The organism is Pedobacter yulinensis (assembly GCF_003029735.1).
Classification (GTDB): Bacteria; Bacteroidota; Bacteroidia; order Sphingobacteriales; family Sphingobacteriaceae; genus Pedobacter; species Pedobacter yulinensis.
The window spans coordinates 1,120,549-1,134,929 of record NZ_KZ686269.1 but is presented as its reverse complement, the minus strand read 5'-3'; the positions used below and the strand labels follow the sequence as shown (position 1 = coordinate 1,134,929).

Annotated in this window: 13 protein-coding genes; 3 read left to right on the top strand and 10 right to left on the bottom strand. The window is 48.7% G+C overall.

From position 1 onward, the window contains the following. Positions 1–11: 11 nt before the first annotated feature. The 8 genes from C7T94_RS12430 to C7T94_RS12395 all read right to left on the bottom strand — a co-directional run bounded on the left by C7T94_RS12430 (position 12) and on the right by C7T94_RS12395 (position 7,645). Positions 12–788, bottom strand: coding sequence for a glycosyltransferase (locus C7T94_RS12430; protein WP_107215633.1), 777 nt, complete (start codon positions 786–788; stop codon positions 12–14). Between the two features lie 26 nt (positions 789–814). Further along, complete coding sequence (locus C7T94_RS12425) at positions 815–1,705, bottom strand: glycosyltransferase family 8 protein (RefSeq protein WP_107215632.1); 891 nt, start codon at positions 1,703–1,705, stop codon at positions 815–817. Between the two features lie 35 nt (positions 1,706–1,740). Then, positions 1,741–2,646 carry a glycosyltransferase family 8 protein gene (locus C7T94_RS12420; protein ID WP_107215631.1) on the bottom strand — a complete coding sequence of 302 codons (906 nt, stop codon included), beginning with the start codon at positions 2,644–2,646 and terminating at the stop codon, positions 1,741–1,743. 153 nt (positions 2,647–2,799) lie between these two features. Continuing rightward, positions 2,800–4,857 (bottom strand): LruC domain-containing protein, encoded by a 2,058-nt coding sequence (locus C7T94_RS12415; RefSeq protein ID WP_107215630.1) that lies wholly within the window; start codon positions 4,855–4,857, stop codon positions 2,800–2,802. A gap of 262 nt (positions 4,858–5,119) precedes the next feature. Beyond that, the gene (locus C7T94_RS12410; RefSeq protein ID WP_204353272.1) at positions 5,120–5,653 is read right to left on the bottom strand and encodes a hypothetical protein; all 534 of its coding nucleotides are present in this window, start codon (positions 5,651–5,653) and stop codon (positions 5,120–5,122) included. 4 nt (positions 5,654–5,657) lie between these two features. Next, positions 5,658–5,987: an STAS domain-containing protein gene (locus C7T94_RS12405; RefSeq protein ID WP_107215628.1), complete on the bottom strand. Its 330-nt coding sequence runs from the start codon at positions 5,985–5,987 to the stop codon at positions 5,658–5,660. 1 nt (position 5,988) lies between these two features. After that, positions 5,989–7,113, bottom strand: coding sequence for a fused response regulator/phosphatase (locus C7T94_RS12400; RefSeq protein WP_107215627.1), 1,125 nt, complete (start codon positions 7,111–7,113; stop codon positions 5,989–5,991). Beyond that, on the bottom strand, positions 7,106–7,645 hold the full coding sequence (locus tag C7T94_RS12395; RefSeq protein ID WP_107215626.1) for a hypothetical protein: 540 nt from the start codon (positions 7,643–7,645) through the stop codon (positions 7,106–7,108). Before C7T94_RS12395 ends, C7T94_RS12400 begins: the two co-directional genes overlap by 8 nt. A gap of 40 nt (positions 7,646–7,685) precedes the next feature. Between C7T94_RS12395 and C7T94_RS12390 the strand changes: the two genes are divergently transcribed. Both C7T94_RS12390 and C7T94_RS12385 read left to right on the top strand, forming a co-directional pair. After that, the gene (locus C7T94_RS12390) at positions 7,686–8,600 is read left to right on the top strand and encodes a glycosyltransferase family 2 protein (protein ID WP_107215625.1); all 915 of its coding nucleotides are present in this window, start codon (positions 7,686–7,688) and stop codon (positions 8,598–8,600) included. Positions 8,601–8,606: 6 nt separating this feature from the next. Then, positions 8,607–9,779, top strand: a complete 1,173-nt coding sequence (locus tag C7T94_RS12385; RefSeq protein ID WP_107215624.1) for a glycosyltransferase family 2 protein — start codon at positions 8,607–8,609, stop codon at positions 9,777–9,779. Between the two features lie 35 nt (positions 9,780–9,814). On the opposite strand, the gene C7T94_RS12380 is transcribed toward C7T94_RS12385, so the two are convergent. Together C7T94_RS12380 and C7T94_RS12375 are read right to left on the bottom strand one after the other, a co-directional pair. Continuing rightward, positions 9,815–11,941 (bottom strand): LruC domain-containing protein, encoded by a 2,127-nt coding sequence (locus C7T94_RS12380; protein WP_107215623.1) that lies wholly within the window; start codon positions 11,939–11,941, stop codon positions 9,815–9,817. Between the two features lie 195 nt (positions 11,942–12,136). Continuing rightward, positions 12,137–12,829 (bottom strand): 4'-phosphopantetheinyl transferase family protein, encoded by a 693-nt coding sequence (locus C7T94_RS12375; protein WP_107215622.1) that lies wholly within the window; start codon positions 12,827–12,829, stop codon positions 12,137–12,139. Between the two features lie 619 nt (positions 12,830–13,448). On the opposite strand from C7T94_RS12375, the gene C7T94_RS12370 reads away from it, so the two are divergent. Next, on the top strand, positions 13,449–14,366 hold the full coding sequence (locus tag C7T94_RS12370; RefSeq protein WP_107216100.1) for an SDR family NAD(P)-dependent oxidoreductase: 918 nt from the start codon (positions 13,449–13,451) through the stop codon (positions 14,364–14,366). Positions 14,367–14,381 lie beyond the last annotated feature (15 nt).

Below are 14,381 nucleotides of genomic sequence, written 5' to 3'. Positions count from 1 at the left end.
GAGCCGGAATATTAAAAATAAAGGTCCTTATAACATTTTGCAACTTTATACTGAAGGAATATTTTCCGGAGCGCGCGAACAAAGATATTGTTTTTGGTGCGCCAGTCGGGCCTGTAAGAAGCGGTGCTCGGCTCGTCGGCGTTATTCATCTCATCGAAAAGCGCATATACGTCGTGAAACAAAATGGCTTTGCCCTTCTTTTTCAGAAAGTCAATGGTCATGGTGTATTCGGTGATGTTCACATTCTCGCCCTCACGGTAGCGCCCAAATTTTTCAAGAAAGTTGCTTCGCCTCAGGTGCGGGTGGTCGCTGTAATAATGGAATTTCGGGTAACCGGGATAATACCATTTAAACACCAGTTCATCGAAACCCCTGGCATAGGGCTTTGTATAAGGGTAGGGATAGTACGCAAACAGGCGCGCAATGTCAATGGAAGCATCGGCCTCAAGCAGTTCAAATGCATCCCTGAAATGTTCGGTAAAGGCAGGTTTCGGTACGAAATCTTCCTGCGCATATAAAGTATAGGGCCGGGTTACGGCATCCTGTCCCTTATTGATGTTATTACCCAGTCCTTTGTTTTGCGGTGTGGTGATCAACCTGAAGCGAAAACGTTCCTGAAGCGCTTTCACCTTATCCAGGTGCTCAGGTTTGCTCCCGTCGTCAGACACGACGATCTCGCCGAAACTCACACCAAGTTGTTCCCAGGCCAGTAACTGCCGCTCCAGCGATGCTGAACGGTTATAAATGGTAACGAGAAGAGCGATATTTTCGTAGTGTTGAGCTGGCATATACAGTGATCAGACGTAGGATGATGTTAACCGGTTATCTTTTTAACTTTTTTCCAGAGTTTTAGTTTCACCTTTTCTATAAAAGCGCGAAGCCTGCTGCGCGGGGTAAACCCTTTCCAGGGCGTTTTTTCCAGGTAGGCAAAAAACTCGCTCGCGTATTTTTTACTGAAATAATAATGCTCGTAGATCGGTTTTACCATGATAAAGTGGATCAGCCAGGGGTCGTCCATCTCCTCAGTGGCGTACACGTTCCAACGGTGGTCCAGCTTGTGCCAGTTGTTTACAAAAACAATATTCAGCCCGTATTGATCCGCATAAGTGATGTGTTCCAGGTTCTTTCTGACCACCTCAAAGACCTGGTCAGTTACATTGGTCTTTCGCCAGAAATCGAGCTCCATAATAAGCAGGCCGCTGTTAAAATAAGGCGTTTCATGAGGATAGCCAAGTTCGCGGAAGTTTTTCACCGCCGCCCATTGCCGGCCCCCGAAACTCTCCATAGGATCCTGAACAGCTGCAATGTGTTTGCCCTGCAGATCTGTATACCAAAGAGCAGAAATGTCTTTGCGTACAATCATGTCAACGTCCAGATAGAGCAGCCGCTTGACTTTTTCAGGAATGAAATGAGGCGCGAACAATCTGGTAAAGACTGTGATGGGATAAATCGTATTATCGAGTGGGAAGTTGAATCCCTGAGGAATCACATCCCGGTTCTGGTGCCAGATTATGGTGATCTTGTCGGGATCGACAGACTTTTCCAGGCGTGTGATGTTGCGCCGGCTGATGCCCGTGCTGACAATGTGGTAATCGATGTGTTCGCCGCTGTGGTGGTTATCGCTGACAGACTTCAGGAGGGCCGCAAGCATGACGGCGAGTTTGTTGTCTGAGACCGATAAGATGGTGATGTTTTCCTGTTTCATTCGAAGTAGCCCGCGTAACGTGCCTTACAATCCGCTTAGCCGCGTTTTTTGTTGATCATTTTGCTTGAAGCCTTAACCAGTTTGTAATAGACCTTTCTCCATAACCTGATGTAATTGCTAACGGGGCTGTAATTGGCCCATGGCGTCATATCGAGGTATTTGTAGAAAGTATCCTGGTAATATTTGCTGCCATTATATGACTTGTAGATCGGCTTGATATCAATAAAATGCATAATATAGGGGTCCTTGATGTCCAGGATAGCCTTACAGTTCCAGCGCGGGTCAAGCTCGAACCACTTGTTGGCAAACACCACGTTTAGCGGGTATTGATCGGCCAGGCTCAGGTATTCTTTATTTTCTTCACTGCAGCGTATAATCTGCTCCGGAATATTTGCTTCGCGCCAGGCTTTTGTTTTTATGTGCAGCAGACCGCTGTTGAAATATTTGGTGTCAGGCGACAGGCCCAACTGGGCATAATTTCTGATGCCCGCCCATTCACAGCTCACAACCTGAGAGTGGTCCTGCACACAGCCTACCATGTAATCGCCGATATCGGTATGCCAAAGTTTTGAAATATCGGTTACCACGATCATGTCCACATCCAGGTACAAGACTTTTTCAGCCTCCGGCGGAATAATGTAAGGGGCAAACATCCGCATGTATGCTACGAAGGGCAGGGCTGAACCATCAACCGGCAGCACCATGTCTTTCGGCAACACCGACTTCATGTTGCAGAAATGAAGGCCATACGCCTCCGGATTCAGGATGGTTTTCAGCTTGGCGATGTTTTCGCTTGTGATGCCGTTATCGATAATGTAAAACTCGATCCGCTCTCCGGATGTGTGGTTCTGCTCAACAGACTTTAATAATGCAGCCAGGAGAATGGCGTAGTGGTTGTCTGTTGCGATGACGATGTATATGGTATCTTGTTGCATTGACATGGCGGTGCGCTAAGTTACAGATTTACACTCATTGTTTGGTTTCTTTTGTATTCTTTCCAGATACGCAACGCTGAGCTAAGGGACGGAACCGCAAAAAACGGCAACGAAAAAGCGGGACAATGCTGTCCCGCTTGATGATATGAGAAGTGGATATTACTTGGTGTAAATGTTCGCATGATTCCGGTAGCCGGCCGCGGTGTTGTAATGCCAGTCGGCAAACGATGCTCCGCCGGACCTTGCCCAGGCATCAAAATTCAGGTAGGCAGACGAAATGGACCTGGTCTCAACAGGGTAAAGAAATGAACCATAAATATCGATGGCAAACGGCCTGTTATCTGCAGTCATGTAAAATCTGCCGGTTGCAGGGTTCGAAGTATCGCCTTCTTTGCCAAACAAGGCCGTATTGGCTAGAGCCGTTGGCTTGTAATTAACCAAGTGCACTTCTCTGCCGCGTTCCAGTTTGCTGATCATGAACGGGTTAAAAGGTGCAGAGGCTGTGAATTCATCACTTTGCGGCGTACTGAACAGGATGTTCAGGGTAACCGGACTGCCTGTAATTTTCTGTGATGCGGTTTGTGTGTTCACCATCGTCGCATTTGTTCCGAATAGATTCCTGTAATTATCAAATGCAATGATGACCGCTTCGTTGTGTCCTTTTTCAAGTCCGTTGGCATCCAGCTGAATGTAACTTCCGGCAGAAATGCTGCTTCCGGTAACGGCGGCGACCTGCGACGGAGCCAGGCCGGTCAGTGCCACGCCGAATCCGTTTTGGAAACTCGCGCCGGCTGCAAGCGGTTTGTATTCTGCAGTAAGGTCTTTTACCTTGTTGCTGGCACTGATGGCGAACTTGTACCGGTAGCTTACCACCAGGTCGTTCATGTCATAATCGGCAACGATAGGCCACTGATCTTCGAAGGCGAGTGTACCCCAAACAGATTCGCTTGGATAATACCGGTTGTAAGCACGTTCAGGATCGTTCGGGTAGGCGTCACTTTCATCAGGAATACCATCGCCGTCCGTGTCTTCAATTTTATCGTCAAGAAAAGGAATGTCTTCAGGCGAAATGGCTTCTACCGGGTTTGACTGCGCGTAAAACATCAGGTCGTTGAAGTCCTGGTCGCTGCCTTGTCCGGCGGTGCGGTTAATGTCTTCAAAGCCAACAATAAATGTCTTCTGGCCTGAATTGTTCAATAATACATTGTGTCTTTTCAGTTTACCGTTCTCGGGGTTAAGTTCTTCGTTGGTGTAGAACTTCTGTGCGTTGAAGTCAACAGATCCATCGTTTCTGTAAGCATTTTGCAGCAGCACGAAGCCGATCGAGGTTCCAGGTGCAAAACGGCCGATCTTGACCTTATCGCCCTGAACCATGCTGCCTTCGCCGCGGGCGCCTGCCAGCGATGCATTCGGCAATACGAGGTGTACAGTACTGATGTCAGCTTCGGTGCGTGGCTTCTGCCCGGTCGGATAGGTATAATACCCCAGCGAGTTCCGGTAATCGGCGCCTTCGTGGATAAACGTGATCCACACATCTGCAGTTTTGGTGATCGTCAGATCGGTTGGCGCTTCAGTAGCGAGGTATTTTTCCTGTGCCACCTTCGATTCAGGCAACGTATGGTTGATCTGCTCCATCAGGCTTGCAAAGTCAATGTTATCTACTGCCTCACGTACCAGCGGTCTGCCCAGGTTGTCAAATTTAGTTTTGTCATACACATATTGTGTGGCCGCGGTCAGGGGCGAAGCAGATTTCAGCGGAACGTCGGTTGCTGCCGTTTTCTGCAGGCTGATGTTTCCGGAATAACCCGTAGGGCCGCCAATGATTGCGCTAACCGACTGGTCTCCGCCTATATAAGCCTGAACAAAACGCGCCAAACCTACGTAGGCTGGGTCAATAACCACCTCTTTCATTGCTGTCGGTACGTTAAGCGTAGTTCTTACATAACCATCTTCATCACTCATGACCGTGGTCAGGGCTGTGCCTTTGGCTTGTGTTTCCATTCCGTAAATGGAAACGAGCACTTTAGCAACAGGCTGGTTGGTGCGGGTAAGCAGCCGCACGTTCACCTTGATCTGGCGGGTTGTGTTGTATGCGAAACCATCTGGAGCCGCTTTTTCGGTGTTGTTGGGTAATGTCTCCTCCGGGCCGGCCTGCTTTTTACAGGACGTCACTGCAAATAGGGCAAGGACAGGGAGAATTGGTAATAGTTTCTTCATTTTCTTAGGGGGATACGTGTATTGTGTACGCACTAAAATGAAAGAATGGTGCCTGCGCCTATGAACTGGGTAATAATTATCGTAATTTCATGAAAACCAGTGTTATAAATAAATTTTTAATTTTTTGTTGTTGGTATTGTGGGGAAATTTTTTCCCTTTTTTATTTCCACTGATGCTGCAATTGGGGAATCTCCGCATCGCATCCAAAAACCGGAAAGCCGGGCCAACTTGCGCGAAACGGCGTTTTCTGGTAAACTTCCGGCTAGGAACCGGTTATGTTGAGAACGGCCATGAATTCATTGCGGTGCGTCTGCGGTTCGTAAGCATAAACAAAACGCTCGCTTGCATGCGTAATAATAGAAAGGCCATAACTTTCGGGCAGCAGTTCGATCGACGTCTCGTCGACCAGGGGATTCAGAAACCTGAACGAATAGGGGCCCTGCACGGCGATCAGGTGATTATTGTTTTTTCCAAAACTGATGTGCAGTTCCGTGGTGCCGGCGGGAAAGGGAAAACCGGCTTCTTCGCAGAAAAATCTGAGCGGCGAACCTGTATAAGTCTTGCAGATGGTAAGCTGTTCCACATCCAGCGTTACCAGCATCCGGGCGCGTGCATCGGTTACGTGTTTTAGGAAATTGGTCGCCATTTCAATAAGGACGAGCCGCACCTTTCGCAATAAACCTGCGTTGTGAACGCCATAGCTACGCAGTTTTTCCAGCACACTGCTGCTTACCTGGTATAGTCCGTCTGCAGTTTCAGGAATTTCAATCGGGATGGAAATAGGGAGGTGATTCATCAAATCAGGACGTGGCAGTTTCTGGAGAGTCTTTGATGACAAAAACTTTGTCGAGACGTGTCAGTTCAAAAAGGTTCTGGATGTCCTCGTTGAGCTCGGTTAGTGTCAGCTGGCCCTTTAAGGGCAACAGGTTCTTCAGTATCGCGACCAGGGCACCAAGAAAACTGCTGTCCAGGTAGGTGACGTTTTTGAAAGATATGACAAGCTGTGTTTCCCCGGATTGGATGTCTTGCAGAACCTTATCCTTGAAACTTTCCGCTTTAGAAAGGTTGGCCTCGCGTTCCTCGATCGTGATCAATAAAACGTCGTTGATCTTTTCTTTTTTTAAGTTCATGTTATTTGCGTTTAATAATGATGATGCTGCAGTCGTCTACCTGGGCCTGGTTTTTATTGAATAACTGGTCTTTGATGGTTTCGGTCGATACACCTTTGACTTTGAGGCCGAGAAGTTTGCCTTTAAACAACTCGAGGTCTGATTTTTTCTGGCCGTTCATTTCAAAATCGATCATGCCGTCTGAGATCATGTAAAGTTCTTCGCCACGCTCCATCACGATCTCGGTCTCATCAAACGGAAACTGCTCGGTAAAGCCCAGCAGAATACCAGACGACTGGAAACTGTGCAATCCCTGTTCGTGGTTGTCGAATTTGAGGATGGGCAGGTCTCCGGCACCAGAGTACAGCACGCGTCCTTCCTGATCGTCCAGCAACACGATGCTTACTGTTGAGAATATATCTTCCAGCAACTCGTCTGCAAACAGTACTTTATTCAGTTTTGACAGGATTTCAGACAGTGAGTAATTCTCATTATACACGCAAAGCCTGATTGCCGAGCGGATGTAACTCAGGAAACTGAAGGAGAAAAACCAGGCGCCCCAGCGTTTGCCCATTACGTCGCCAAGAATGACAAAGGTATAGCGGTCGTCTACGCGCACAAAGTCAATAAAATCGCCCCCTGGCTGGTCCTGGTAAAACTTGCTGTAATAGTTGATGCTGAATTTTTGAAGCTGAGGGGCCTTGCGTGGAATATTGCGCAGATTCAGTTTTTCGGCAATTTCCTTCAATTCGCTGAGCGACCGTTCATAATGTTCCCGTACCGCGAGCATCAGGTTGTTGATCTTGGAAAGGATGCGCGCGGGTGGAATATCCTTCGCCATATAATCGATCGCTTTCAGATCAAGCCCCTGCTGAATGAAATGCTCGTCGTTTACCGAGGTCAGAAACAGGAAGGGAACGTTGCGCAGCTGCTTGTTTTGAAGCAGCCGCTTTCTGAAGTCGAAACCATTCTTATCAGGCATCTCGTAATCAGAAATGATCAGGTCGGGTATGCGGTCTTCCAGTATCTTTTCAGCCTCATCTACAGAGAGGGCCGTGGCGCAGGAATAGCCATGGTTGGTCAGCAGCCGCTCATACAGCTTCAGCTGAATGATATCATCATCAACCAGAAGAATGTTTTTATCCATCGATCTTCGTATTTATCAGTGACCTGATCATTATAAAAATACCTGTAGCAACGATAATCAGACTGATCAGGTCCATCAGCGTAAAACCGTCATCGGCCGTAAAATAAAAAATGGTGAACATTTCAAAATAAGGCGGAGCCGGCATGACGATCATCGCGAAACCAAGTGTTATCAGCAAGATACCTACAAAAAGCCTGAATACGTTCACGACCCGCGCGTTCAACCGGATTTTTTTTGCTTCGCGCGAATCGAGGTGATTGCTTGTAAGCAGGAACTCAAGCTGGTCGAGGGTTTCTAGGTTAGCTCCACCCATAGACATGCGCTGAATTTCTTTTACAAGGCTCTTGTTGTTCAATTTGGTTTCCAAAGCCTGGTCAAGCTTTGACTTTAGTTTTTTTATGTTTTCAGAGTCCAGGTCACTGGCCTCCAGTAAATTAATAAATTCATCAAGTTTTCGATGTACCGCTTCACCGTCATCATCAAGATGCCGGAGGCGGTTTAAATCATCTGAAAGTTTATCGTTCTTCGCCAAAATGTACTAATTTCAGGCTTTCTTATCTGTAGCCTGATTCATGCCTCTTTTATCTATCATCACTGTTAACTACAACCAGCCTGAAGCTACGCTTCAACTTTTGGATTCGATCTCAGCCTGTGCTCCTGAATGCAGTTATGAACTGATCCTGGTCGATAATGGCAGCGGGCCTGAAAGCGTCGAACAATTTAAGTTATTAAACAAAGATATTCAATTTATCCGTTCAGAAAAAAATCTGGGCTTTGCAGGTGGAAATAACCTGGGAATCAGGCAGGCAACCGGCAAATATCTTTTCCTGGTCAACAATGATACTGAATTTACCCCTGGGCTGGCCGACCAGTTGATCGCCACATTGGAACGTAATCCGCAGGCAGGAATGGTATCGCCGAAGATCAGGTACTACGACGAGAAGGAAATTATACAGTATGCAGGTTTCACACCGATGAACTATTTTACCTGCCGGAACCGCTGCATCGGGCAGTGGGAGGTCGATAAAGGGCAGTACGACAATTATGAAGGTGAAACGGGTTTCGTGCACGGCGCCGCCATGATGGTAAGCCGGCAGGCGCTCGTGCGCGCAGGGATGATGGCTGAAAATTACTTTTTATACTACGAGGAAATGGATTGGTGCGACCGGATCAGCCAGGCGGGCTTTAAGATCATGCTGAACACACGTGCGCTGATTTTTCATAAAGAGTCGCTGGCGGTAGGCAAGAAAAGTGCTTTAAAGGAATATTTCATGAACCGCAACCGGATTCTGTTTATCAGGCGGAACGCCGGCGGCTTGCAGCGCACTTTTTTTTGGCTTTATTTTGTCACCTTTGTGGCGATGCGAAATACCTTCGCTTATCTGAAAAACGGCGACACTGCATTTATCGCCGTGTTCTGGCGGGCAGTGTGGTGGAACCTCACACAACGGCGCGACAGTACAAAACTCGGTTTTGACCTGAAATAAAAAACCATGGAAATAGTTTTCTGGATAGCTCTCTTTCTGATCGTATATACCTATGTGGGTTATGGCGTATTGCTTTTTATTCTGCTGAAAGTACGGCGGCTGCTGGCAGGCAGGCGGGTACCGCCAGAGCCGGCGTTTCATGATCTGCCCTCCTGCACATTGATCGTGGCCGTGTACAATGAGACGGGCCTGCTGCAGCAAAAAATTGCCAATACCCTCGCATTACAATATCCTGCTGGAAAATTAAAGTTTATTTTCGTTACAGACGGCTCAACAGATGGCAGCGATGCGGTGATTCGCTCTTTCCCACAGATTGGCCTCCTGCACAAACCTGGCCGTGCCGGCAAAATTGCAGCCGTTCATCGGGCCATGGAACAGGTCGATACTGAAGTTGTTGCTTTTACCGATGCGAACACGTTTCTAAACCCCGAAGCATTGCTTAAAATCTGCCGCCACTATGCCGATGCAGCGGTTGGAGCGGTAGCCGGAGAAAAACGCGTCATGATGGAAGAACAAGACGATGCCAGCGCTGCTGGCGAAGGGTTTTACTGGAAATATGAATCGAAACTGAAACAGTGGGATTCCGAACTGCATTCTGTGGTCGGGGCGGCCGGCGAACTGTTTAGCGTAAGACGTTCGCTGTATGTGCCCGTGCGTGCCGATACCATTCTAGATGACTTCATGATCTCCATGAACATCGCCAGTGCAGGCTACCGCATTGTCTATGAACCTGAAGCATATGCCATGGAAGGCGCCTCTGCCGATGTGGGTGAGGAACTGAAACGCAAAGTTCGGATTGCCGCCGGTGGCATTCAATCTGTGGTTCGCCTTAAGGCATTGCTGCTGCCCTTCAAATACCCGGTGCTCAGTTTTCAGTATGTGAGTCACCGCGTACTCCGTTGGACAATCACACCGCTGCTGCTCATCCTGGTGTTTATATTGAACGGCTTCCTGGCCTGGCAGCGCGCCGGGCTCATTTATGACCTGCTTATGCTGGCGCAGGTCGCTTTCTATACTCTTGCATATACAGGCTACCTCCTTGAAAAGCGGCAACTGAAGGTGAAGGCCGCCTTTATCCCGTATTATTTTTGCATGATGAATTATGCCGTACTGGCCGGAATAATCCGTTACATGAACGGCAAGCAATCAGCTGCCTGGGAAAAGGCCAGGAGAAAATAAAAGAGCGCGTCTGATCTGACGCGCTCTCAACATGGTTATTTATAAATGTTATTCGTTTGCCGGTAACCTGCCGCGGTATTCACATACCAGTCGAGGTAGCTGGTCCCGCCTGATTTGGCCCAGTCCAGGAACCGCAGGTAGGTGGAACTGATGGACTTGGTCTCTGAAGGGTAGCTGAAGGCATCGGCAAAGTTCAGTGCCCATGGCGAGTTGTTTTTATCCAGGTAGTACCGGCCGGTTGCAGGCGCGCTGTTATCTGCTCCGGTTGTAAAGAGGCTCTTGTCTGCCTTGTCTGTCGGCACATTGTTCGGCAGGTGAACCTCGTAGGCACGCCTGCGGTTGCTGATCAGGAAGGGATTGTAGGGAGCCGTGCCCAGTGCTGCCGTGGTGACGGGTGATGTGAACCTGACCGTTACGCTGGCAATGCTGCCTGTAGCTTTTGCTTTAGACGGGTCGGTATTGACCTGCGGGCTTCCGTCAGCGTTTTTAAGCAGGTTTTCGTGGTTGTCAAATGGAATAATGACAGCCCGTGCCTGACCCGCTTCAACGCCATTAGCCGCCTGGGTTACGTAACCATTGGTCAGACTCTGGCCGCTCACCGATGCCACGGCGCTGGATGCAACAGGAAGCTGAACACCAAAGCCGTTTTTGAAGTCGGCACCTGCCGCAATGGGCTGAAAGTCGCCCGTCATTTCGACCACGTTGTTGCCCGCGTTGCTGACATAGGTGTAGCGGTAGTTCACCACCAGGTCGTTCACATCATAGTCACCCTGGTTTGGCCAGTTGTCTTCGAAAGCAAGTGTTGCCCAGCTGTTTGCCGAAGGATAATAACTGGTGTAGGCCCTGGCTGCGTCATTCGGAAATTCGTCCAGGTCATCCTCGACGCCATCGCCATCGCTGTCCACGCGTGTGTCGATCAGCGCCACGTTGGTTGTCGAGATGGATCCTGCGCGGGAGCCAGAGGCATAAACAACCAGGTCGTTAAAGTCATTGTCTGAGCTCGATGTGCGGTTGATATCTTCAAATCCGAAGAGAAATAGGTTATGCCTGCTGTCGTACAGCATCACCGAATGTTTCCGCAGGGATGTGTTGCTTTCAGGGTTGAAACGACTGTCTGTGTAGAACTTGGTATTGGTGTACGAGACGCCCGAACTGGCGCTCCAGGCGTCCTGTATCAATACCAGCGCGACGGTTGTTCCGGCATTGAACCGGCCCAAACTTACCTTGTTTCCTGTTCTGAGACCGCCAGACGAGCCATAGGCAGAAGCATTCGGAAATACGTATGTAACGGCATCTATGGCCCCCACCAATGATGATCCGGATGCCTGCGTGGGCGGATTGTTGGTCGGATAACTATACCAGGCCAAGGAATTCCGGTAGCTTGCGCCTTCTGAGACGAAAGTGATGAAGACCTCGGTATCGTTCTGTGTTACCACGATGTTTGATTGTACTGTACTGGTCAAGTATTCAGGATGCGTCTGCGTCAGCGGCAGTCCTTCAGGGATAGAGGCGTTGATATAAGATAACAGGCTTGCATCGATCACGTCGGATGTCGTGGACAGGTATTTTGGCCTGCCCAGGCTGAAAGGGTACTCGCTGGTATTTACGACGGCATCGGCCGCGCTGGTGTAGGGAGAGGGAAAGCCGTAGTCGGTGCCGAAGAGACCCTGTGTGCTGGCATCACCGCGAAATTTCTCCAGGCTTGCCATGGCAGAATTGGCTGAACTGATCACAACATCGCCGCTTAATCCGTTTTCACCCCCAATTACAATATTTACTGTTGATTTTCCCTTAATCACCGACCTCACCTCGTTGAGCAGGCCGGTGTACTTAGGTAAGATGGCTATCGTATCCAGGTAAGAGGGAACGCTGATGACACCTTTTACAAAACCGGCGCCGTCACTGACCCCCTTCATAAAAGTCTTTTCAGGAGCATCTGCGGCGACCACAGTCACAACGGCGCCCGCCACAGGTTGGTTGTTGTTGCTCAGCAACTGGATGCTGACGTTTACCTGGTGGGTTGTCAGGTAACTGAACGAGGCGGGAATGCCGTTTCCGGGTTCTTCAGACGGATCTGGTTCAGGGCCGGAGCTGTCTTTTTTACAGGCTGCAATGCTGAGGATAACGAGAAGAAATCCCGCGAGGAGTTTAAATTTGTTCATAATAGGAATTGTTGATTGATAAAGGGAAAGTGAACGGGATGAGGATCCTCATTCAGAATGGCTTGGCATATGAGCATGTAGGGAATCATGTGCTATTGTTCCGGCCTTAAAGCTGTTACTTATAGCTTAACATGGCTGTGTAAAATTTGTTTTGGTGCCTGTAGTCCCGATTGCCGCTTAACCCCGGCGCTGTGTTCAGCATTTCCAGAACGCCAGCGGGGCGCCGGGCGGGAGTGCAAGGCTGGCCACATAGTTGCGGCTGATCTTGAAACTGTAAAGTTTATATGCGCCTTCAGGCATGGTGACCACATCGGGCAGGCTGCAGATCTGGTTCATGTTTTCGATGACCCGCTTGCCTGAGGCTTTGAGAAGTGCCTCTTTACGTGTCCAGATCTCATAAAAATAAACTGCATTGTTTCGCTGCCGCTGTACATAAGACATCTCATCGCTCGAGAAACTGTGAATCGATATACTTTCAAAGTCGAAAGCATGGTTCATAAATTCGAGGTCTATGCCGACCGCCGCCTGACCAAGGGCAATGAGAATCTGGTCCTCGGTATGACTGATGCTGAATTTTACCTGGTTCGTTTCAGCCCGCTTTCGCAACAGGACAGGTTCCAGGTGGTAGGTATGCAGCAGTTCAGACAGGAAGGTATTCAGAAAATACTTGCTCACGATATACCGTTCGCGTTCTTTTTTATTGAACAGACGGCTTACCTTGCCCAGTTCCCGTTCTGATAAATAATCTGAATAACTGCGCCTGATGTTCTTGAAGTGGCTGCTGGCCCGAATGGAGAAAACATGTGTTTTTTCAGGACTTAAGGATTGTTCCGGATGGTAATTTTTCCATTTCAGATCAATTATTAAGTTTTTTCCTGTGGTATTCATGTATGAATAGTGTTTGTATCGATTTTTTAAGGACGAATTAATGATGAAAATCGGTTGATGGCCTTTAAATCGATTGTAAAATATTGAAAATATACCTTAAAGTCTTACTTTGATTTCATAAAAGTAAAAAAATGAGTCCTGTGTGTGTTAATGTTAGTTGTTTGCACTTTTTAATAAAAAAGCCCGCTTCTATGGACGGCTTAAGACCAAATGTTAAAAACCACTAAATTATGCCGGCCCCCTGCGGAAACCACAGTTTCTTTATGTAGCTTTAGTTACAGAGTTAAAAAAATGTTTTATCTCCCTGTTGGTGTTATTCGGTGGTGGTAACAGACCGCAATTTCAGTGCTGGCAGACAGCGGTATTTATTACGGAAGCAACACAGGGGGTTTATCAACCCTAACATGAGCGCGGAATTTTTTTGCAGGCCTCTGACCCGTCAAGGTATTGCGGGTACCTTGTCCCGTCAGGGTAACGTTATGGTGATAGACCGGTATTTTTTTGCCTGCGCATGCCCGGTTACGCCCATGATCGCGTATCTTGCGGCACAACACATCAAATTTCTGCAACAGGGGAGCCTTTGGGTTTCGCCGATATACCGCAGAAAGAAACCTCGGTTATGAAAAGGATTCTTTCTACATATTCAGCTGCTACACGGGCAGACGAAATTGTTCAGGGCATGGACCTGAGTGGAAAGCGCTGTATCGTTACGGGAGCCGGTTCTGGCATTGGTGTGGAAATTGCACGGGTGCTGGCTTCTGCCGGTGCCTCGGTCACGCTCGCAGTCAGAAACATCAGGGCGGGGAATACGGTTGCTGAAAGCATCCGCATGCAAACGCGAAACCGTTCAGTGCATGCGGCAGAACTTGATTTAAACAGCCGCAAGTCGGTTCAGTCATTTTGCAAAAAATGGAAAGGGCCGCTGCACATACTGATCAACAATGCAGGAATTATGGCCTTGCCTCACCTGACCCTTAGTCCTGAGGGCTGGGAAATGCAGTTTGCAACGAACTACCTCGGGCACTTTGCGCTCGCCTGGGGTCTTCAGGAAGCCCTTGCAGATGCTGCATCGGCCCGGATTGTAACCGTCAGCTCGAGTGCCAACCTGCTTTCACCGGTAGTTTTTGATGACCTTCATTTCGCTTTTCGGCCGTATGATCCGTGGCTGGCTTATGCGCAGTCGAAAACCGCCAATATCTTGTTTGCCGTGGCCTCTTCCATTTGGTGGGAAGGTTTGGGGATTACGTCAAATGCCCTGAACCCCGGAGCAGTAGCCACAGGGCTGCCAAGACACATTGGCGGACAATTGCATGCGCCCATCGAGCCCCTCAAAACCGTTGAACAGGCGGCAGCAACGTCGGTGTTCCTGGCGGTGTCGCCGCTGGTAGAAGGCGTCGGCGGACGCTATTTTGAAAATTGCAATGAAGCCATTACAGTGGCGCAACGCCCTGATAATTACATTGGTGTGGCCCCTTACGCCCTCGACCAGCAGAACGCCATGCGGTTGTGGGACGAAACACTTTACCTGTTAAAGTAGTTATAGGTAAGACCA